The organism is Nocardioides sp., assembly GCF_964228225.1.
Classification (GTDB): domain Bacteria; phylum Actinomycetota; class Actinomycetes; order Propionibacteriales; family Nocardioidaceae; genus Nocardioides.
Genome location: NZ_CAXQZB010000076.1, coordinates 15,317 through 34,683, shown reverse-complemented (window position 1 = coordinate 34,683; position 19,367 = coordinate 15,317). Strand labels below are relative to the sequence as shown.

Below are 19,367 nucleotides of genomic sequence, written 5' to 3'. Positions count from 1 at the left end.
GGCGCCCCAGCGCCGGCAGGAGACGCGGTGACCTCTGCGGTGTAGGCATCTCGTGGCGCTCACCAACGCGAGTTCGTCGACGATCCCTTCACGGTCGTCGAGGAGGCGCCCCAGCGCCGTCACGAGACGCGGTGAGCCGGCAGACGGCGCTACCGCGTGAGGGTTGCACCCCCGGGTGCGCGCGTCTCGTGACACTCGCTCGCGCTCACTTGTCGACCAACGTGCCACCCCGGCGCCGTCACAAAGACGCGGTGGGCCGGCGGCCGGCGTGCGGCGTGCTTCAGAGGGCGGAGCCGGCGGAGTAGGCCTTGAACGACTTGTTCCAGTCGCCGTAGCCGTTGTCGAACTCCATGGGCCGATCGGTGCCGGTGTACTCCACGACGTCGCCGCGGCGGGACAGGTCGAAGAGCCAGCGGGCGTTGTCGACGCTCATGCCGGTACAGCCGTGGGAGACGTTGGCCACGCCCTGCGAGGCGACCGACCACGGGGCAGCGTGGATGAACTCCCCCGAGTTGGTGAGGCGCATGGCGTACTGCACGTCGTCGATGTCGTAGGACTCCGCACTGCCCGCAGGGATGCCGACGGTCTCGGAGTTCATGCGGCGCGACTCGAACTTCTCCATGATCACCTTCACCCCGGAGCGGGTGACGAAGCCCGGCTTGCCGGTGGTGATCGGCAGGGTGCGCAGCAGCTTGCCGTTGCTGAAGACCTTCATCTGATGGGTCTCGGCGTCGACGCGGTAGATGTGGGCGTCGCCCACGGTGAAGTCGATGTCGCGGTTCTCCTGGCCGTACAGACCGTCGCCGGCGTCGACGCCGTTGATGTCGATGTCGACGCTGACCTTCGAGCCGGCCTTCCAGTACGACGCCGGGCGCCAGTGGGCCTCGGTGTCGCTCAGCCAGTACCACGAGCCCTTCTGCGCCGGCACCGAGCTGACGCTCATGTGCCGCTCGAACTCGGCGTGGTCGCTCACGGGGAGGTCGAAGGTGACGATCACCGGCATACCGACGCCGACGGTCTCGCCGTCGAGCGGGGCCACCGAGGGGAACGTCTGCTGGTCCAGCGTGAGGTCCTGGCTGGTGAACACCGAGCGCCAGGAGGCCTCCCCGGCCTCGCCGGTGGCCGTGGCGGCCACGGTGTACTTCACCCCGGGCTCGAGGCCGTCCGTGGCGGTCCAGGTCGCCCCCGCGCCGTCCGTCTCGCCCGGCAGCACCGACCCGTCGGAGCCCGACACCTCGACGTCGCCGAGCGTGCCGTCGGTGACCGCCACGCTGACGCGGGTGGAGACGGGCACATCCGTCGCCTTGCGGGCGACGTTCACCTCGAACGCGGGAGTGCCGGCGGGGGCACTGCTCGCACCGTCCGGGGAGGGTGCACCGGCGTCGGCGGCACCGGAGGACGACGGCGGCAGCGCGCGATCCGTGGTCCCCCCGCCGCAGCCGGCCAGAGCCGCGAGAGCCGCCAGGGTGAGCCCGGCGGCGAGCACACGGGGCGCGGGGCGGGACGAGAGGGACATGCAGCACTCCTCCGAGCGAGAGGCGGACCCGCGGACGGGTTCGGAAAAACCGGACTGGCCGGGTGGGAGAACCCCACCCGGCCAGCGTAACCGTCGGTGCCGACAGGCTCGAAGCCCGCGACCTCGCGTCGATCAGTGAGCGTGCTCACCCCGGTAGTACTCGTAGACCAGGCCGCACAGCGCGATCGCCCCGAGCATGCCGGCGATGATGAAGAGCCACCAGGCGTGCACCGCGACCCCGAAGGTCATCACGGCCAGCGCGGCACCGCACCACAGCGGCCACCACGAGTAGGGCGGGAAGAAGCCCAGCTCACCGGCGCCGTCGGCGATCTCGGCGTCCTTGCGGTCCTCGGGACGGGCGTCCATGCGCTTGGCCTGGAAGCCCAGGTACATCGCGACCATCATCGTGAGCAGCGTGGTCATGACCAGCGCCGAGGTGCCGGTCCAGTCGGCACCGGAGTCGCCGGCGTCGGTGACGAACCAGTAGGCGGGCGTGACGAGCACCAGGAACACGGTGCAGATCACGAAGATCCAAGCCTCGACCTTCATCAGGCGTCACCCTCCTTCTCCAGGCGCTCCTGGATGAGCTCCTCGCGACCCTCCATGTCGGGGGCGTCGGCGAACCGGCCGTCGCGGGCCGCGGTGTTCTCGTCCATCTCGATCGCCGCGACCTCAGGGTGGTGCAGGTCGAAGGCCGGGGACTCCGAGCGGATCTTCGGGATGGAGTGGAAGTTGTGACGCGGCGGCGGGCAGCTGGTGGCCCACTCCAGGGAGCGGCCCCAGCCCCACGGGTCGTCGACCTCGACCTTGGGCGCGTTGCGCGACACGTACACGTTGTAGAGGAACGGCAGCATCGAGCTGGCGAGCAGGAACGAGCCGACGGTCGAGACCTGGTTGAGGGTCTCCCAGCCGTCGCTGGGCAGGTAGTCGGCGTAGCGACGCGGCATGCCCTCGACGCCCAGCCAGTGCTGGACCAGGAAGGTGGTGTGGAAGCCGACGAAGAGCAGCCAGAAGTGCAGCTTGCCCAGGCGCTCGTCGAGCATCCGGCCGGTCATCTTGGGCCACCAGAAGTAGAAGCCCGCGAACATCGCGAACACCACGGTGCCGAACACGACGTAGTGGAAGTGCGCCACCACGAAGTAGGAGTCGGAGACGTGGAAGTCCAGCGGCGGGCTGGCCAGGATGATGCCGGTCAGACCACCGAACAGGAAGGTGGTGAGGAAGCCGATCGACCACAGCATCGGGGTGTCGAAGGAGATCGACCCGCCCCACATCGTGCCGATCCAGTTGAAGAACTTCACTCCTGTCGGGACCGCGATCAAGAAGGTCATGCCGGAGAAGAACGGCAGGTTGACCGCGCCGGTCACGAACATGTGGTGGGCCCACACCGCGACCGAGAGGATCGCGATGCCGAGGGTCGCGCCGACCAGGCCGACGTAGCCGAAGATCGGCTTGCGCGAGAAGACCGGCAGGATCTCGGTGACGATGCCGAAGAACGGCAGCGCGATGATGTACACCTCGGGGTGACCGAAGAACCAGAACAGGTGCTGCCACAGGATGGCGCCGCCGTGGGCGGTGTCGAAGACGTGGGCCCCGAACTGGCGGTCAGCCTCGAGCGAGAGCAGCGCGCCGGCCAGGATCGGGAACGCGATGAGCACCAGCAGGCTGGTGATCAGGGTGTTCCAGGTGAACAGCGACATCCGGAACATCGTCATGCCGGGCGCGCGCATGCAGATGATCGTGGTGATGAAGTTGACCGCACCCAGGATCGAGCCCAGACCACCGAGCCACAGACCCATGATCCAGAGGTCACCGCCCACGCTGGGGCTGCGCACGGCGTCGGAGAGCGGGGTGTAGGCGAACCAGCCGAAGCTGGCCGCGCCACCGGGGGTGAGGAAGCCGGAGGCGGCGATCAGACCGCCGAAGAGGAAGAACCAGAAGCTCAGCATGTTCAGTCGCGGGAACGCGACGTCGGGCGAGCCGATCTGCAGCGGCATCAGCACGTTGGCGAAGCCGAAGAACAGCGGCGTCGCGAACAGCAGCAGCATGATCGTGCCGTGCATCGTGAACATCTGGTTGTACACGTCGTCGCTGACGACCTGACTACCGGGGAAGGCGAGCTCGGAGCGGATGACCAGCGCCATCAGGCCGGCGAGCAGGAACCACACGAACGAGACCGTGAGGTACATCTTGCCGATCAGCTTGTGATCGGTGGTGGTGAGCATCCGGACCACCTGCTGTCCCAGGGGCTTGCGCCCCGGGACGGTGGTCACGGTCGGCGGAACGGCGGTGGCGGTCACGCGTCCTCCTCGTCAGCGGCCTCGAAGTTACCGGGGGTGGTGGCGTACTCGCCACCGAGGATCGGCTCCGGGGAGAAGAAGCCGGCGTCGTACTGCTCCTGCAGGTAGGCCTGGTAGTCGGCCTGGCTGACGACCTTGACGGTGAACAGCATCCGCGAGTGGGAGACACCGCACAGCTCGTAGCACTTGCCGGCGTAGGTGCCGATCGTCTTCGGCGTGACCTGGAAGTGGTTCTCCTCGCCCGGGATGACGTCCATCTTGATGAGGAAGCCGGGCACGCCGAAGTCGTGGATCACGTCGGGGCTGCGCAGCTCGAACCGGGTGGTGGTGTCGACCGGGATCACCAGCTCCGGCGGGTCCTCGTTGGCCACGCCGAAGTTGTAGACGTTCTGGCCGTCGACCGCGTCGGGGTAGTTGAAGGTCCAGGACCACTGCTGGCCCACGACGTAGACGGTGTTCTGCACCGGCACGTCGGGGTCGTTGAGCACGGTGTTCTGCGTCTTGATCGTGTGGTCGAAGAAGACCACGACCATGATGATCGGGAAGATCGTGTAGAAGATCTCCAGCGGCAGGTTGTACCGGGTCTGGACCGGGATCTCGTCCTCGCTGCGACGGCGGAAGCGCCAGATCGCGTAGAAGATCAGACCCCAGACGACGACGCCGGTGATCAGCGCGGCGATCCAGGCGCCCTGCCACAGGTCGAGGGTGGACTCACCCTCGACGGTGACCGGCTTCGGCATCGCCAGACGCTCGAACTCGCTGTCGGAGCCACAGCCCCCGAGGGCGATCAGGCTGGTGCCGAGCAGACCTGCGGTGGCAAGACGGCGCAGACGCCGACGGGCCGGGGCGGGACGCTCGCGGAGCTGCAGACTCAAGGCTGAGCCTTCCTCTCTGGGCGGACACATCGTGGTCAAGGATATCGCGGTCCGGACCGGATCGGCGCGTGAGGGTCGTGTGATGAACCCGTCGGTAGCCCGCCGGTAGGTTGAGGGCCGTGTCGCGCGAACCGGTGGCTCTCGACGCCGCCTCCCACGAGCCGCTGCACCCCGCGGCGCGCGAGACCCTCCTCGCCGCGCTGGGGCCCGCGGATGCTGATCCTCGGCGGCTCCACCGCGCCGGTCGCACCGCCCGGCTGCTGCTCGAGAACGCCCGGGCGGCGGTCGCCGAGTGCCTCGACGTGCGCCCTGCCGAGGTGAGCTTCACGACCTCCGGGACCGACGCCGTGCACCGCGGCCTGCTCGGACTTCTCACCTCCAGGGGTGAGCGGGGCACCGGGACGGTGATCGCCTCCGCGGTCGAGCACTCCGCGGTCCTGCACGCCGCGACCTGGTGGCGGGGCGGACTCGCCCTCGCCCCGGTCGACCGTCTCGGCCGGGTGGACCCCCACGAGGTCGCCGCGCTGGTCCGCGACGCCGCGGGCCCCCGGGTCCTCGCCCTGCAGGCCGCCAACCACGAGGTCGGCACCCGCCAACCGGTCGACGTCGTCGACCTGCCCGAGGACGTGCCCCTGTTCTGCGACGCCGCCGTGGCGGTCGGACGCGGCCCGCTCCCCCGGCGCTGGGACGTGCTCGCCGGATCCGCCCACAAGTGGGGCGGACCCGCCGGGGTGGGGATCCTGGTCGTGCGCGCCGGGGTGCGGTGGGAGTCGCCGTTCCCCGAGGACGAGCGCACCGACCCCCGGGCGAGCGGCTTCGAGAACGTCGCGGCCGCGCTGGCGGCCGCCGCCGCGCTGCAGGCCGTCACGGCCGAGGCCGAGGAGCTCGGGCGGCGTCAGCGGGCCTGGATCGACCGCATCCGGGCGGCCGCCGCCGCGATCCCCGAGGTCGAGGTCGTGGGCGATCCCGACCACCGACTCCCCCACCTGGTCACCTTCTCCTGCCTCTACGCGCAGGGCGAGGAACTCGTGCACGCCCTGGACCGCCGCGGCTTCGGGGTGGCGAGCGGATCGGCGTGCACCGCCTCCACCCTCGAGCCGTCCCACGTGCTGGCCGCCATGGGCGCGCTCACCCACGGCAACGTCCGCGTGTCGCTGACGCGCACCACCACCGAGGAGGACGTGGCGGCGTTCCTCGCCGCCCTGCCGGAGGCCGTGGCGGAGGCCCGGGCGTGAGCGCGACGCCGCGTCGGGAGGTCGACGCCCGCGGTCGGCCCTGTCCCCAGCCGATCATCGCGCTGCGCGACGAGGTGGGCCTGGTCGAGGTCGGCCATGAGCTCGCGGTGGCCGCCGACGACCCCGCGGCCCGCCACGACGTGCCCGCGTGGTGTCGGATGACCGGCCAGCACTACGTGGGCGAGGAGGCCGCGGCCGACGGCGTGCCGGTGTACGTCGTGCGCCGCCAGCGCTGAGCCGCCCGCTCCCGCCTCAGCGCAGGTGCGCGCCGATCTCCTGCGCCGCGGCGTCGCCGTAGCTGGCGCGGACGCGGGCGAGGAACCCCTCGGGGGTGAAGTGGTACTCCTGGGTGCCGACGGTCTCGACGACGTAGGCCGCGAGCACGCAGCCCACCTGGCAGGCGCGTTCGTGGTCGAGGTCCCAGCTCAGCGCGGCGAGGAAGCCGGCCCGGAACGCATCGCCCACCCCGGTGGGCTCCACCGCGGTGACGTCGGCGGCCGCGGGCACGTGCAGCGGCTCCTCACCGGCGCGCTGCACCCGCACGCCGTCCTTGCCGAGGGTGGTGACCTGCACGCCGACCTTGCCGAGCACGGTGGCGGTGTCCCACCCGGTCTTCTGCTCGATCATCGCGGCCTCGTACTCGTTGGAGAACAGCAGCGCCGCGCCCTCGATGAGGGACCGGATGACGTCGCCGCCGCTGAAGGCCAGCTGCTGGCTGGGGTCGGCGATGAAGGCGTAGCCGCGCTGGCGGCACTCCTCGGTGTGGCGGACCATGCCGTCGGGGTCGTCGGCCCCGATGAGGACGTAGGCGGGCGCGCCGACCCGGGCCACGATCGGGCCGAGCTCGACGAGCCGCGCCTCGGACATCGCGCCGGGGTAGAAGGAGGCGATCTGGGCGCCCGTGGGGTCGGTCGTGCACACGAACCGGGCGGTGTGGGCGGTCTCGGAGATCCGCACCGAGTCGCAGTCGACGCCGTGGCGCTCCAGCCAGGAGCGGTAGTCGGCGAAGTCCTCACCGGCCGCGCCCACCAGCACGGGACGCATGCCCAGGCGGCCGAGGCCGAAGGCGATGTTGGCCGCCACGCCGCCGCGTCGGATCTCCAGGTCGTCGACGAGGAAGGACAGCGAGATCTTGTCCAGCTGGTCGACCACCAGGGAGTCGCGGAACCGTCCGCCGAAACTCATCAGGTGGTCGGTCGCGATGGATCCGGCGATCAGAAGGGGGCCCGTGGTCACGGGCGGCCACACTACCGACCGGTACCTGTTGGACTACCCCCCGGTAGCACCTAGCGTCGCAGGCATGACCACCCCGCGCCCGACCGCGACCTCCTGGGACGACCTCGCCTCACCGGCCGAGATGCACGCCGACTGCTGCGCCGGCGCCGACCTGCAGCGCCTCCAGCGGGCCGCCCGCCAGGTGGCGCGCCCCGCGCCGAGCATCCGGTTCGAGGACCAGCCGCGCGAGGCCCGCAAGCCGGGCATCGAGATCAGCGAGGCCACCGCCCGCCTGGCCGCCGCCCTGCACTTCCACCTGGAGTAGGTCCCCCCGACGACGCAGGAGCCCCCGCCGACGAGGTCGGCGGGGGCTCCGGTGCGTTCAGCGTGAACGCGTCAGCTGAAGGAGTCGCCGCAGGCGCAGGAGCCGGTGGCGTTGGGGTTGTCGATCGTGAAGCCCTGCTTCTCGATGGTGTCGACGAAGTCGATCTCGGCACCGTTGAGGTAGGGCACGCTCATGCGGTCGACCACGACGGCCACGCCGTCGAAGTCGGTCACGGCGTCGCCGTCGAGCGTGCGCTCGTCGAAGAAGAGCTGGTAGCGCAGGCCGCTGCAGCCGCCGGGCTGCACCGAGATGCGCAGCTGGAGGTCGTCGCGACCCTCCTGCTCCAGCAGGCTGCGCACCTTCGCGGCGGCGACCGGGCTGAGGTTGATCTGGTCGCTGCGACGCTCGTACTCGGTCTCGAGCTGCTCGGTCATCGTGGGGTTCTCCCGAAGACGAAGGGATGGGTCTGGTCAGCACAAGTCTCCCACAGCCCGGGTTATTCCGGGGCCCGGAGCCGCAGGAGCGGGGTCGGACGTGATCAGAGGGCGGTCAGGGGGCGGGCGACCAGGTGCGCGCCACGCGGGCGGCGAGCGCACGCAGGCTGCCGGCCGGGTCGGCGAACGAGCGCTCCTCCCCCACCAGGTCGACGCAGGCGTAGGCCGACTCGACCCCCAGGGCGCGCATCTCCCGCGACCCCACGAGCACCTGGCCGGCCAGCGCCACGCACGGCCGCAGGGCGTCGGCCGCCACCTGGGCCACGCCGTAGGGGACCTTGCCGGAGCGGCTGGAGAAGTCGAAGGCGCCCTCGCCGGTGAGGACCAGGTCCGCCCGCCGGGCGCGGTCGGCCAGCCCCACCGCCGTCGTCACCAGGGCGATGCCGGGTTCGCGCACGGCCCCGAGCAGCAGCAGCGCGTGCCCCAGGCCCCCGGCGGCCCCGGCGCCCTTCTCCAGCGACAGCCGTCGGTCGGTGGCGGCGGCGAACTCCTCGAGCACGCCGTCCACCACCGCGATCCGGTCCTCGGCCAGCCCCTTCTGGGGCCCGAAGGTCTTCGTCGCCCCGAACAGGCCGGTGAGCGGGATGTCGACGTCGGTGGCCGCCACCAGGTCCACGCCCGCGAGTCGCGCCCGCACGGCGTCGGGCACCTCGACGCGGGTCACGCCCGCCAGTCCGGCGACGCCCCGGTCGAGCGGGCGGTCGGCGGTGGCGCCGAGCGCGGCCAGCAGGCCGGCCCCCGCGTCGTTCGTGCCCGACCCTCCCAGCCCCACCACGACCCGGGTGGCGCCGGCCTCCAGCGCGGCCAGCAGCAGGTCGCCGACCCCCACCGTGCTCGCCGCCTCCACCTGCCCCGAGGTGAGGTGCAGGCCGCACACCTGGGCGGACTCCACGTACGCCGTCGGGCCGGCGTCGTCGGGCACCAGCAGCAGCGTCGCCGGCACCGGCTCCCCCAGCGGTCCCCGGCAGGTGAGCATCCGCAGCTCGCCGCCGCGCGCGGCGTGCACGACGTCGACGAAGCCGGGGCCGCCGTCGGCCATCGGCGCGAGGTCGAGCTCGTCGTGGGGGGCCTGCTGCGCCCAGCCGGCCGCGATCGCCTCCGCCGCCTCGACGGCGGTGAGGGTGCCGGCGAACTTGTCGGGAGCGATCAGCACGCGCATGGCCGCGAGCCTAGGGTGTCGTCATGGGATCTCGGACCCCCTCGTCGCCGTCGGCGGCCGCCGTGCGGTACCGCCCGCTCGAGCCGGCCGACGTCGCCGCCTGCGAGCGCATCAGCGCCGTGGAGTTCCACGCCGTCGACCTCGCCCGCGCGCGGCGGGGCGAGCCCGAGCCCCTCCCCCGCTCCCCCGAGCGCGCCGGCCGCTGGATCGACCGCACCACCTCCCTGGTGCGCACCGACCCCGCCGGTTGCTGGGTGGCCGAGGTCGAGGACACGGTGGTGGGGTTCGCGACCTCGGTGGTGCGGGAGCGGCTGTGGGCCCTGGTCACGTTCGCGGTGGGTGCGCCGTGGCAGGGGCACGGCATCGGCCGCGGCCTGCTCGAGCGCGCGGCGGCCGCCGGGGCGGCGTGCGACGTCGCCCTGCTCAGCGCCAGCGAGGACCCGCGCGCGCTCGCGTCGTACTGGCGCGACGGCTTCGTGCTGCATCCGCAGTGGACCTTCACCGGCGTCCCCCGCCGCTCGCCGCCGCCGGCGCCGGAGCCGGCCGTGCGCCCCGGTACCGCCGCCGACCTGGTCTGGATGGACGACGTCGACCGGGAGCGGCGCGGGGGTCCGCACGGGCCCGACCACCTCGCCCTGGCCGCGATGACCGGGGGCGCCGACGCGGCCGGATGGCCCGGACTGCTCGTGGCCCAGGACCGCAGCGGCTACCTCTGGGCGACGCCCACCGAGACCTTCGTGGTGGCCGGGCGCGAGGAGTCCGCTGCCCGCGGCCTGCTCGCGGGGTGGTTGCGGCGCGCGCACGCCGCCGGGGAGGCGGTGACGATCAGCCACGTCACCGACGCCAACCGATGGGCACACGACCTGGCGATGTCGGCCGGGCTGAACGCGTCGGTCGAGGGCTTCCTCGGCGTGCGCGGCGGTCCGGCCCCGACCGCGTACGTCCACAACGGCGCGCTGCTCTGAGCGCCCGCGCCGGTTCAGCGTCGAGCGCCCACCCCGAGGCGCGCGAGCCGCGCGACTACGATCGCCGCATGACCACCGTCGACCTTCCGCTGCTGCCGCTGGGCCGCGGCGTGGACCGTGCCTCCGAGCGCGGCGTCGAGTGCCCCGGCGACCTCCCGGCCGCCTCCGACCCCGAGCTGGTGGCGCGGGCCCGGGCCGCCAAGGCCGCCCTGGGCGAGCGCGTGTTCGTGCTCGGCCACCACTACCAGCGCGACGAGGTCATCCAGTTCGCCGACGTCACCGGCGACTCCTTCAAGCTCGCCCGCGACGCCGCAGCCCGCCCCGACGCCGAGTTCGTGGTGTTCTGCGGCGTGCACTTCATGGCCGAGTCCGCCGACATCCTCACCGGCCCCGACCAGCAGGTCGTGCTGCCCGACCTCGCCGCGGGCTGCTCGATGGCCGACATGGCCCGCCTCGCGCAGGTGGAGAAGGCCTGGGACTCCCTGGCCGCCGCCGGCGTGCAGGCCCAGGTCGTCCCGGTGACGTACATGAACTCCAGCGCCGACATCAAGGCCTTCTGCGGTCGCAACGGCGGCGTCGTCTGCACCTCCTCCAACGCCGAGGTGGCCCTGGAGTGGGCCTTCGACCAGCACGGCCCCGACACCAAGGTGCTCTTCCTGCCCGACCAGCACCTGGGCCGCAACACCGCGGTGCTCAAGCTCGGCCTCGAGCTCGGCGACTGCGTGGTGTGGAACCCCCACCTGCCCCAGGGCGGGCTCACCACCGACCAGCTCCAGCAGGCCCGGATGATCCTGTGGAAGGGCCACTGCTCGGTGCACGGCCGCTTCACCGAGCAGGTCGTGGACCAGGTGCGGGAGCGGATCCCCGGCGTGCAGGTGCTCGTGCACCCCGAGTGCCGTCACGAGGTGGTGGTGAAGGCCGACCTCGTGGGCTCCACCGAGTTCATCATCAGGACCATCGAGGCCGCGCCCGCCGGCTCGGCCTGGGCGATCGGCACCGAGCTCAACCTCGTGCAGCGCCTGGCCAAGGCCCACCCCGACAAGCAGATCGTCTTCCTCGACAAGGACGTCTGCTACTGCTCGACCATGAACCGCATCGACCTGCCCCACTTCGTGTGGGCGATGGAGTCGCTGGTCGAGGGGGTCGTGGTCAACCGCATCGAGGTCGACCCGACCACCCAGGCCCAGGCCCTGGTCGCCCTCCAGCGGATGCTCGACCTGCCCGGTCGCTGACCCCGGCGGGGCGTACGACGCCGACCCCCGGGGACCTCAGGCGGGGAGTTCGAACCAGACCGTGACGCCACCGAGGGGGCTGTCGGCGGCGCCGACGCGGCCGCTGTGGGCGGTGACCACCCGGCGCACGGTGTCCAGGCCGATGCCCGAGCCGCGGTCGTCGTCGTCCAGGCGCACCCGCGGCTCGAAGATCCGCGCGCGGTCGGCCGGAGCGACGCCGCGGCCGTTGTCCGCGACCTCGATCCGCCACCAGCGGTCGAGGCGCCGGGCCCGCACCTCCACCTCCAGCGTGCGCGCGGGGTGGGCGTACTTGGCGGCGTTGTCGAGCAGGTTCTGCAGCACCGAGCGCAGGTGCACCTCCGCGCCCCGCACCCGCGGCAGGTCGCCGACACTCACCCGGGCACCGGCCAGCACCTCGTCGAGGTCCTCGCGAACCTCGCGCACCACCGCCGCCAGGTCGACCTCGGCGATCTCCAGCCGGCCGCCGAGGCGGGCGTAGGCCAGCACCTCGTCGATGAGGGAGGCCATGCGGTGGGAGCCGTTGAGCGCACGGTCGAGCAGGTGCAGCCCCGTGTCGGGGTCCAGGTCCTGCTCCAGCTCCTCGCGCAGGATGCCCAGGGCGAGGGTGACGGTGGCCAGGGGCGACTTCAGGTCGTGGCTGAGCCGGGAGGCGAAGGCCGAGAGGCGCTCGTTGGACAGCGCCAGCTCGCGGCTGCGCAGGGCGAGCTCCAGGACGTCGACGATCCGGCGCGCCAGGACGCCCAGCGCCTCGACCTGGGCGTCGTCGAGGTGGCGCACCATCTCGTCGAAGACGCACAGGGTGCCGATCACCACGCCGCCGGGGGTGCTGAGCTGGTGGGAGGCGTAGAAGCGCACCCGCCCGATCACGCCGGTGACGAACGGGTTGTCGCGGAACCGCGGATCCAGCGAGGCGTCGGGCACCACGATGGGTCCCCGCTCCTCCATCACCGCCGCGCACATCGAGTCCTCGCGGGCACACACCGCGGCGTCGAAGCCGTAGGCGGCGATCTGGTGCTGGGCGTCGGAGGTGATCAGGTTGATCGTCGCCATGGGGGTGCCGCAGATCTGGGCGGCCAGCTGCACGATCGCGCGCAGGTCGGGATCGACGGGGCGGCGCAGCACCTCGTAGTGGTCGAGGGCCAGCACGCGTCGGCGGTCGGAGTCGTTGATCATCAGCCCGAGAAGGTCGAGGGGATCGCTCACCGGGAGCGCCGGCACTCAGCCCGGGTCAGCCGGGGATCAGGCCGTCGTCGGCCAGCAGGTCGCGCACCTCGGCCAGCGTGGCGTCCGCGGGCGGCAGCACGAGGTCGGACTCCACGAGCGCGGCCGGGTCGGTGGGCGAGGCCAGCGAGCGGACACCGTCGAGCAGCGCCGGGAAGGCGAGGCCGAACGCGGCGTCGTCGCCCGCGGCCACGGCCGCCTCGACGGCGGCGTCGAGCTCGTTGAGGCGGTCCAGGTGGCCGTCGTCGACGTCGAACTGGCCCTCCCCGAGGATGCGGACGATCATCGGGCGCCCTCACCCTCGACGTGCGGCTTGGCGAGCGGGTCGGCCGCGCCGAGCTGCCCCGGGGCGGACCCCGCGCCGAGCCCCTTGAGACGGGCGATCTCGGCGTCGACGTCGGAGCCGGCGCTCAGCGCCTCGAGCTCGCGCGCGATGTCGTCGCCGCCACCGACGGCCAGCGGGTCGTCGAGCGCACCGGAGGCCAGCAGCTCGTCGATCGCCCCCGCCCGGGCCTGCATCTGGGCCGTCTTGTCCTCGGCGCGCTGGATGGCGAGACCGACGTCGCCCATCTCCTCACCGATCCCGGAGACGGCCTCCCCGATCCGGGTCTGCGCCTCCGCGGCGGTGTAGGTGGCCTTGATGGTCTCCTTGCGGGTGCGGAACGCCTCGACCTTGGCCTGGAGCCGCTGCTGGGCCAGGACCAGCTTCTCCTCCTCGGCCTGCAGCGCGGCGTGCTGGGCCTGCAGGTCGGTGATCTGCTGGGCCAGGCCGGCCTTGCGGGTCAGCGCCTCGCGCGCGAGGTCCTCGCGGTCGACGGCGATCGCCTTCTCGGCCTGGGACTGCAGCTTGTCGGCCTGCTGCTGCAGCTGGGCGAGCTGCAGCTCCAGGCGCTTGCGGCTGGTGGCGACGTCGGCCACGCCGCGCCGGACCTTGGTGAGCAGCTCCAGCTGGCGCTGGTAGCTGTAGTCCAAGGTCTCGCGCGGGTCCTCGGCCCGGTCCAGGGCCTTGTTGGCCTTGGACTTCATGATCAGGCTCATCCGCTTCATGATGCTCATGACGTCGCTCTTCCCTCATCCGCTCCCCGCCGCACCTGCGACCCGGCGGTTCCCACCCTAGTGCGCGCCACCAGGCCCGCAAGGGACTCCGACCGGACCCGCACCGGACTCCTCACAGGTCACGGGCGGCCTGCGCGCCCCTCGGGGTCGTCGGGGTCGTCGGGGTCGTCGGGGTGCCCGGTACGCTCGCCGGTACCCGGTCCCCCGTCGAAAGCGCCCTCCACCCGTGTTCCGTCGCAGCAAGTCCGCCTCCTCCGAGGACACCGCCCCCGTCGCCGCCACCGAGGGCGTCAGCCTCGGCAAGGGCCGCCCCACGCCGACCCGCAAGGAGGCCGAGGCCGCCGCGCGGGCGCGTCGTCGTCCCCCGCGTGACAAGCGCGAGCAGATGGAGATGGCCCGGCAGCGCCGCAAGGACACCAACCGCAAGGTGCGCGAGGGCATGCGGGAGGGCGACGAGCGCTACCTCATGCCGCGCGACAAGGGTCCGGTGCGCCGCTTCACCCGCGACTTCGTGGACTCGCGGTTCTCCTTCGCCGAGATCGTGATCCCGCTGATGATCATCTCGCTGTTCCTGCCCGGCATCGTGCTGCCGCTGTTCGTGGTGCTGATCGTCGACCTGGTCGTCATGCGCTTCCGGTTGCGCAAGCAGCTGGAGCAGCGCTTCGCCGGCCAGTCCTTCAAGGGGGTCACGTTCTACGCGATCACCCGGTCGATGCAGATGAAGTTCATGCGGCTGCCGAAGGCGCAGGTGCGCATCGGGCAGCAGCTGCCCGAGCGCTACCGCTGACTCCCGGGTCGCTGACTCCGGGGTCCTGTCCCCTCCCGACACGACGACGCCCCCGCCGCGGCTGCGGCGGGGGCGTCGTGTCGTGAGCGCCCGGTGCTCGGCTCAGCCGAGCACCTCGGAGCGGCGCGGCGACTGGGTCTTGGCCGGGTCGCGCTCCACGACGTCGCCCAGGACGTCGTCGATCGCGGCCAGGAGGTCGGCCTCGAGGGTGACCCCGGCGGCCTTGACGTTGTCGGTGACCTGCTCGGGACGCGAGGCCCCGATGATCGCGGAGGCGACGTTGGGGTTCTGCAGGGTCCAGGCGACGGCCAGCTGGGCGAGGGTGAGACCGGCCTGGTCGGCGAGCGGGGCCAGCTCCTGGACCTTGGTGAGGACGTCGTCGCGCATCCAGCGCTCGATCATCCCCGCCCCGCCCTTCTCGTCGGTGGCGCGCGAGCCGGCCGGCGGCGGCTGACCGGGCCGGTACTTGCCGGTGAGCACGCCCTGGGCGATCGGCGACCAGACGATCTGGCTGAGCCCCAGCTCCTCGCTGGTGGGCACGACCTCGGCCTCGATGACCCGCCACAGCATGTTGTACTGCGGCTGGTTCGAGATCAGCGGCACGCGCAGCTCACGGGCCAGCTCGGCGGCGGCCCGGATCTCCTCGGCCCGCCACTCCGAGACGCCGATGTAGAGGGCCTTGCCGGCGCGCACGACGTCGGCGAAGGCGAGCATCGTCTCCTCCAGCGGCGTCTCGTGGTCGTACCGGTGGGCCTGGTAGAGGTCGACGTAGTCGGTGCCGAGGCGGCGCAGGGAGCCGTCGATGGACTCCATGATGTGCTTGCGGGACAGGCCGTGGTCGTTGTGGGCACCGGGACCGGTGGGCCAGAAGACCTTGGTGAAGATCTCCAGGCCCTCGCGCCGCTCGCCCGCGAGCGCCTTGCCGAGGACCGTCTCGGCGGCGGTGTTGGCGTAGACGTCGGCGGTGTCGAAGGTGGTGATCCCCTCGTCGAGGGCCTGGCGCACGCACGCGAGCGCGGCGTCCTCCTCGACCTGGGAACCGTGGGTGAGCCAGTTGCCGTACGAGACTGCCGAGATGCGCAGCCCGCTACGGCCCAGATTGCGGAACTCCATACCTGCAGCCTGTCACACCGGTGCGCAGGCGAAACGGCCCAGCACGTGGCCGCCGTCACGTCCGCCGGGCACGGTTGAGAGGATGCGGCCATGAGCAGACCCACCGCCGACGTCTCGGTGCGGGTGGCGTGGGCCGACGACGCCCCGGCGCTGGCGCACGTGCAGCTGCGCGCCTGGCGCGCCGAGTACGCCGACCTGGTGCCCGCCGAGGCGCTGCCCAGCGACGCCGAGGTGGCCGCCCAGGGGTGGCACCACCTGCTCACCCGCCCCGCCGACGCCCGTCAGCGCGTGCTGGTCGCGCTCGAGGGACCGCACGTGCGCGGGTTCGTCATCACCGCCCCGGCCTCCGACCCCGACTGCGACCCCGCCCGCGACGGCGAGCTGGTCGATCTCACCGTCGACCCCGAGGCCCGGCGACGCGGCCACGGCTCCCGGCTGCTCCAGGCCGGGATCGACACCCTGCGTGCCGACCGGTTCACACGCGCGACCACCTGGGTCCTGGCGCACGACGAGGACCGCCGCGCCTTCCTGCAGGGTGCCGGGTGGGGTCCCGACTCCGCGCGGCGCGAGCTCGCCCTGGCCGAGGGTCCCGAGGCCGGGGACGACGGCGCGTCGGTGCTGCAGGTGCGCCTGCACACCGATCTCGGCTGAGTCGGCCCCGATGAGCGGGCCGGACCCCGACGTCGCCCGCCGCGCGGTGGTGCGCGACAGCCTCGGCGTCGCGATCGCGACCGGCGCCTACGGCGTGAGCTTCGGGGCCGTGGCGGTCACGTCGGGACTCGACGTGGCCCAGGCGTGCGCGCTCTCGCTGCTGGTCTTCACCGGGGCCTCGCAGTTCGCCCTGGTGGGCGTGCTCGCCGCCGGCGGCTCGCCCTGGGCGGGCGCGGCGAGCGCGTGCCTGCTCGGCACCCGCAACACGCTGTACGGACTGCGCCTGGCACCGCTGCTGGGCTGGCGCGGGTGGCGTCGCGCCGCCGCGGCGCACGTCGTGATCGACGAGTCCACCGCGATGGCCTGGGGCCGATCCACCCCCGCGCTGGCCCGCACCGGGTTCCTGGTGACCGGCGTCGGGATCTTCGCGCTGTGGAACGCCGCCACCCTGCTGGGGGCGCTGGCGGGGAGCTCCGTGGCCGACCCCGAGGCGCTCGGTCTCGACGCCGCCGTCGCCGCGGCGTTCCTCGCGCTGCTGTGGCCCCGGGTCGACTCCCCCGCCGCCCGGGTGGTGGCCGTGCTCGCCGCCGCCGTCGCACTCGGCGCGGTGCCGCTCACCCCGGCCGGCGTCCCGGTGCTGCTCGCGGGCGGGGTGGCCCTGCTGAGCGGCCTGCTGGCCCCGCGCGGGACGGGTGCGGACTGATGCCGGACACGCTGTGGTGGGCCATCCTCGCCGCCGGCGCGGGCTGCTACCTGCTGAAGTACGCCGGCCTGGCCGTGCCGGCGCGGGTGCTCGCCGACCCGCGGGTCGCCCGCGCGGCCGACGTCGTGCCCGTGGGCCTGCTCGCCGCGCTCGTGGCCGTGCAGACCCTCGCGACCGGCGACGGGACGCTGCAGCCCGACGCACGCCTGGCCGGGCTGGGGATCGCCGTGCTCCTGCTCCTGCTCCGCGCCCCGTTCCTGGTGGTGGTCGTGGGGGCGGCGGTCGTCACCGCGCTGACGCGCCTGCTCTGAGTCACGGGCCCCGCGCGGGCCCGGCCCGCACTAGGCTCCGGCTCGGTCCGGGACGACCCGGGGACGAGCACCGCGGAGGCGCACCATGACCGACCACGACCACGACCGACTCGTGCAGCACGTGCGGGAGACCGCGGGCGGCACGCTGCGCGCGCAGTCGGGCGCGTGGATGCTGGCCGGGCTGGTGCTGCTCGTGACCACGGTCGTGGTCGCCGTCGCGATCGGGTCCTGGCGCAGCGGCCTCCTCCCCCTGGGTCTGGCGGCGGCGGCCTTCGCGATGGCCGGGGTCCTGGACCGGGGCGCGGAACGGATCGAGCAGGGCCGCTACCGCGACGCCTGACCCGCCCGACGGCGCACGACGTCCGCGCCCCCGGGGCCGGGGACACGGACGCCGTGGGCGGCTGGTCAGGCGACGGGTCAGCCCAGGCCGACGGCGCTCCAGGCAGCGGCCACGGTGGTCTGCTGGGTGCTGCCGGCGCCGTAGAGGTCGCGCGCCGCCGCGAGCGTGGCGGTGCGCGCCTGGGCGTAGGTGGTGCCCGAGGTCATGTACACCGTGAGGGCCCGGAACCAGATCCGCTGGGCGGCGTCGCGGCCGCTCCCGGCGACCGTCGAGCCGTCACAGGTGGGCGAGGAGTGGACCCGGCCCCCGATGGTCCGGGTCCCGGAGCCCTCGGCGAGCAGGTAGAAGAAGTGGTTGCCGACGCCGGAGGAGTAGTGGACGTCGGCGTTGCCGATGCCGCTGACGTAGCAGCTGTAGGAGGAGCCGTCGCGGGCCGGGTCGTCCATCCGCCGGAACCCGGTGCCGGCGGCCCGGTCGAACTCCTCACCGATGTAGTAGTCGCCGGGGTCGGCCGGCGTCGCGGCGAAGAACTCGACCATGGTGCCGAAGATGTCGGAGGTGGCCTCGTTGAGCCCGCCGGACTCCCCGGAGTAGGTGAGGTTCGCGGTGTTCTCGGTGATGCCGTGCGACATCTCGTGTCCGGCGACGTCGAGGGAGACCAGCGGACCGTAGGACTTCCCGTCCCCGTCGCCGTAGGTCATCTTGGCGCCGTCCCAGAAGGCGTTGACGTAGTTGCGGCCGTAGTGCACCCGGCTCACCACGCCGCGGCCGTCGCCGAAGATCCCGGTGCGCCCCAGGGAGGCGAAGTAGTCGTAGGTGGTGGCCGCGCCGAGGTGCGCGTCGGCGGCCGCCGACTCCCGACTCGCGGTGGTGCCCGAGCCGAAGCTGGCGTCGGGGCTGGTGAACGCCGTGCCCACCGTGCAGTTGCCGAGCAGCTGGCACAGGGTGCCGTCCTGCTTGTTGTTCATGTCGGTGGTGCGCCCGTTGCCGTGGGCGACATCGGTGAGGGCGAAGCCGGAACCGCTGGGGGCCATCGAGAGCCGCACGGTGCCGCTGTAGAGGGTGATCCCCTCGCCGTCGGCGGTGTGGACGCCCTCGACGCGGTCGAGCACCGCGCCGGAGCGGGCGTCGACGGTGGTCGTGAGGCGGCTCGGGGTGCCGTCGGTGCGACGGCCCCCGGTGGTGACCTCCCACGCCAGCCGCGGACGGGCGCCGCGGGCGTCGACCACCAGCACGGGCTCCCCGGCGACCCGCCGACCCCGGACGTCGGCGACGGCACGCGCCGGGGCCGTCGCGATCCGGACGGCGCGGGCGGCGGACACCTGCGGCCGACTCGCCGCGAGCCGGTCGGGCACCGCGGCGGCCAGCGTCTGGCTCACGCCCTCCCAGGCGCCGCCGGGCGCCCGGTGCACCACCAGGTCGCCGCCGCGCACCGGCAGACCGCCCACCTCGCGCTCGAAGCGCACGTGGGTGCCGCCGTCGCGGTCCAGGACGACGTCGGTGGGCTGCAGGTCGGCGGCCACCGAGCCGCGGGCCGCACCGGCGTGACGCGCCAGGGCCCGGGCCGCGTCGGCCGCGGCGTCACGGGCGGCCGGGCCGCGCGCGCCGGACGTCGCCGCCGGTCGCTGCGGCGGCGTGGCGCGGGCTGCCTCCGCGGCGGCGTCGGGCGCTGCCGCGGTGCTGGTGACGGGCAGGGCGAGGGCGCCGAGGGCGACGACGGCGGATGCAGCCGCTCCGAGAGCGCGACTCCTGGGGGTCATGGGTACTCCGATTTCTCGACCACGACGCCACCGCCTCCGGCAGCGTCTCGTGGCGAGAGGCTCTCGGCCCCGGACCCGTGCGACAAGC

At 73.1% G+C, this 19,367-nt stretch carries 22 protein-coding genes; 10 read left to right on the top strand and 12 right to left on the bottom strand.

The window, feature by feature from the left end; genetic code table 11:
- Positions 1 to 280 precede the first annotated feature (280 nt).
- From ACERUJ_RS17585 to coxB, 4 genes are all read right to left on the bottom strand, one after another.
- On the bottom strand, positions 281 to 1,516 hold the full coding sequence (locus tag ACERUJ_RS17585) for an Ig-like domain-containing protein (protein WP_370250180.1): 1,236 nt from the start codon (positions 1,514 to 1,516) through the stop codon (positions 281 to 283).
- A 132-nt stretch (positions 1,517 to 1,648) separates the two neighbouring features.
- On the bottom strand, positions 1,649 to 2,065 hold the full coding sequence (locus tag ACERUJ_RS17580) for a cytochrome c oxidase subunit 4 (protein ID WP_370250179.1): 417 nt from the start codon (positions 2,063 to 2,065) through the stop codon (positions 1,649 to 1,651).
- Complete coding sequence (gene ctaD / locus ACERUJ_RS17575; RefSeq protein WP_370250178.1) at positions 2,065 to 3,816, bottom strand: cytochrome c oxidase subunit I; 1,752 nt, start codon at positions 3,814 to 3,816, stop codon at positions 2,065 to 2,067. Before ctaD ends, ACERUJ_RS17580 begins: the two co-directional genes overlap by 1 nt.
- The gene (gene coxB, locus ACERUJ_RS17570; RefSeq protein ID WP_370250177.1) at positions 3,813 to 4,691 is read right to left on the bottom strand and encodes a cytochrome c oxidase subunit II; all 879 of its coding nucleotides are present in this window, start codon (positions 4,689 to 4,691) and stop codon (positions 3,813 to 3,815) included. Before coxB ends, ctaD begins: the two co-directional genes overlap by 4 nt.
- A 119-nt stretch (positions 4,692 to 4,810) precedes the next feature.
- Here coxB and ACERUJ_RS17565 point away from each other — a divergent pair, with 119 nt between their 5' ends.
- Entirely contained in the window at positions 4,811 to 5,926 is a 1,116-nt protein-coding gene (locus ACERUJ_RS17565; protein ID WP_370250175.1) for a cysteine desulfurase family protein, read from the top strand.
- The gene (locus ACERUJ_RS17560) at positions 5,923 to 6,162 is read left to right on the top strand and encodes a sulfurtransferase TusA family protein (RefSeq protein WP_370250174.1); all 240 of its coding nucleotides are present in this window, start codon (positions 5,923 to 5,925) and stop codon (positions 6,160 to 6,162) included. Before ACERUJ_RS17565 ends, ACERUJ_RS17560 begins: the two co-directional genes overlap by 4 nt.
- A gap of 16 nt (positions 6,163 to 6,178) precedes the next feature.
- On the opposite strand, the gene ACERUJ_RS17555 is transcribed toward ACERUJ_RS17560, so the two are convergent.
- Positions 6,179 to 7,111 carry a carbohydrate kinase family protein gene (locus ACERUJ_RS17555; RefSeq protein WP_370250181.1) on the bottom strand — a complete coding sequence of 311 codons (933 nt, stop codon included), beginning with the start codon at positions 7,109 to 7,111 and terminating at the stop codon, positions 6,179 to 6,181.
- 115 nt (positions 7,112 to 7,226) lie between these two features.
- Here ACERUJ_RS17555 and ACERUJ_RS17550 point away from each other — a divergent pair, with 115 nt between their 5' ends.
- A complete protein-coding gene (locus ACERUJ_RS17550; protein WP_370250173.1) occupies positions 7,227 to 7,466 on the top strand; it encodes a hypothetical protein in 240 nt (79 codons plus the stop codon).
- Positions 7,467 to 7,537: 71 nt separating this feature from the next.
- Here ACERUJ_RS17550 and erpA read toward each other — a convergent pair whose 3' ends face one another.
- Both erpA and ACERUJ_RS17540 read right to left on the bottom strand, forming a co-directional pair.
- Complete coding sequence (erpA, locus tag ACERUJ_RS17545; RefSeq protein ID WP_370250171.1) at positions 7,538 to 7,900, bottom strand: iron-sulfur cluster insertion protein ErpA; 363 nt, start codon at positions 7,898 to 7,900, stop codon at positions 7,538 to 7,540.
- A gap of 115 nt (positions 7,901 to 8,015) precedes the next feature.
- A complete protein-coding gene (locus tag ACERUJ_RS17540) occupies positions 8,016 to 9,119 on the bottom strand; it encodes a glycerate kinase (RefSeq protein WP_370250170.1) in 1,104 nt (367 codons plus the stop codon).
- Between the two features lie 23 nt (positions 9,120 to 9,142).
- On the opposite strand from ACERUJ_RS17540, the gene ACERUJ_RS17535 reads away from it, so the two are divergent.
- Both ACERUJ_RS17535 and nadA read left to right on the top strand, forming a co-directional pair.
- Complete coding sequence (locus tag ACERUJ_RS17535; RefSeq protein ID WP_370250169.1) at positions 9,143 to 10,084, top strand: GNAT family N-acetyltransferase; 942 nt, start codon at positions 9,143 to 9,145, stop codon at positions 10,082 to 10,084.
- Positions 10,085 to 10,152: 68 nt separating this feature from the next.
- The gene (nadA, locus tag ACERUJ_RS17530; protein ID WP_370250168.1) at positions 10,153 to 11,316 is read left to right on the top strand and encodes a quinolinate synthase NadA; all 1,164 of its coding nucleotides are present in this window, start codon (positions 10,153 to 10,155) and stop codon (positions 11,314 to 11,316) included.
- 36 nt (positions 11,317 to 11,352) lie between these two features.
- Here the strand turns inward: nadA and ACERUJ_RS17525 are convergent, their stop codons facing one another.
- The 3 genes from ACERUJ_RS17525 to ACERUJ_RS17515 are packed head-to-tail and all read right to left on the bottom strand — an operon-like array spanning position 11,353 to position 13,614.
- Positions 11,353 to 12,540, bottom strand: coding sequence for an ATP-binding protein (locus tag ACERUJ_RS17525; protein WP_370250167.1), 1,188 nt, complete (start codon positions 12,538 to 12,540; stop codon positions 11,353 to 11,355).
- A gap of 25 nt (positions 12,541 to 12,565) precedes the next feature.
- Complete coding sequence (locus ACERUJ_RS17520) at positions 12,566 to 12,844, bottom strand: hypothetical protein (protein ID WP_370250166.1); 279 nt, start codon at positions 12,842 to 12,844, stop codon at positions 12,566 to 12,568.
- The gene (locus ACERUJ_RS17515; RefSeq protein ID WP_370250165.1) at positions 12,841 to 13,614 is read right to left on the bottom strand and encodes a PspA/IM30 family protein; all 774 of its coding nucleotides are present in this window, start codon (positions 13,612 to 13,614) and stop codon (positions 12,841 to 12,843) included. Before ACERUJ_RS17515 ends, ACERUJ_RS17520 begins: the two co-directional genes overlap by 4 nt.
- 226 nt (positions 13,615 to 13,840) lie before the next feature.
- Here ACERUJ_RS17515 and ACERUJ_RS17510 point away from each other — a divergent pair, with 226 nt between their 5' ends.
- Positions 13,841 to 14,401: a DUF3043 domain-containing protein gene (locus ACERUJ_RS17510; protein ID WP_370250164.1), complete on the top strand. Its 561-nt coding sequence runs from the start codon at positions 13,841 to 13,843 to the stop codon at positions 14,399 to 14,401.
- 102 nt (positions 14,402 to 14,503) lie between these two features.
- Here ACERUJ_RS17510 and ACERUJ_RS17505 read toward each other — a convergent pair whose 3' ends face one another.
- Positions 14,504 to 15,514, bottom strand: a complete 1,011-nt coding sequence (locus tag ACERUJ_RS17505) for an aldo/keto reductase family protein (RefSeq protein WP_370250163.1) — start codon at positions 15,512 to 15,514, stop codon at positions 14,504 to 14,506.
- A 90-nt stretch (positions 15,515 to 15,604) separates the two neighbouring features.
- On the opposite strand from ACERUJ_RS17505, the gene ACERUJ_RS17500 reads away from it, so the two are divergent.
- The 4 genes from ACERUJ_RS17500 (at position 15,605) to ACERUJ_RS17485 (ending at position 17,519) form a co-directional block, all read left to right on the top strand.
- Positions 15,605 to 16,165 (top strand): N-acetyltransferase family protein, encoded by a 561-nt coding sequence (locus ACERUJ_RS17500; protein WP_370250161.1) that lies wholly within the window; start codon positions 15,605 to 15,607, stop codon positions 16,163 to 16,165.
- A 10-nt stretch (positions 16,166 to 16,175) separates the two neighbouring features.
- Entirely contained in the window at positions 16,176 to 16,868 is a 693-nt protein-coding gene (locus ACERUJ_RS17495) for an AzlC family ABC transporter permease (RefSeq protein WP_370250160.1), read from the top strand.
- Positions 16,868 to 17,179, top strand: a complete 312-nt coding sequence (locus tag ACERUJ_RS17490; RefSeq protein WP_370250159.1) for an AzlD domain-containing protein — start codon at positions 16,868 to 16,870, stop codon at positions 17,177 to 17,179. The genes ACERUJ_RS17495 and ACERUJ_RS17490 overlap by 1 nt, the downstream gene beginning before the upstream one ends.
- An 85-nt stretch (positions 17,180 to 17,264) precedes the next feature.
- Entirely contained in the window at positions 17,265 to 17,519 is a 255-nt protein-coding gene (locus ACERUJ_RS17485) for a hypothetical protein (RefSeq protein ID WP_370250158.1), read from the top strand.
- A 77-nt stretch (positions 17,520 to 17,596) separates the two neighbouring features.
- On the opposite strand, the gene ACERUJ_RS17480 is transcribed toward ACERUJ_RS17485, so the two are convergent.
- Positions 17,597 to 19,279, bottom strand: a complete 1,683-nt coding sequence (locus ACERUJ_RS17480; RefSeq protein ID WP_370250157.1) for a M4 family metallopeptidase — start codon at positions 19,277 to 19,279, stop codon at positions 17,597 to 17,599.
- Positions 19,280 to 19,367: the final 88 nt, after the last annotated feature.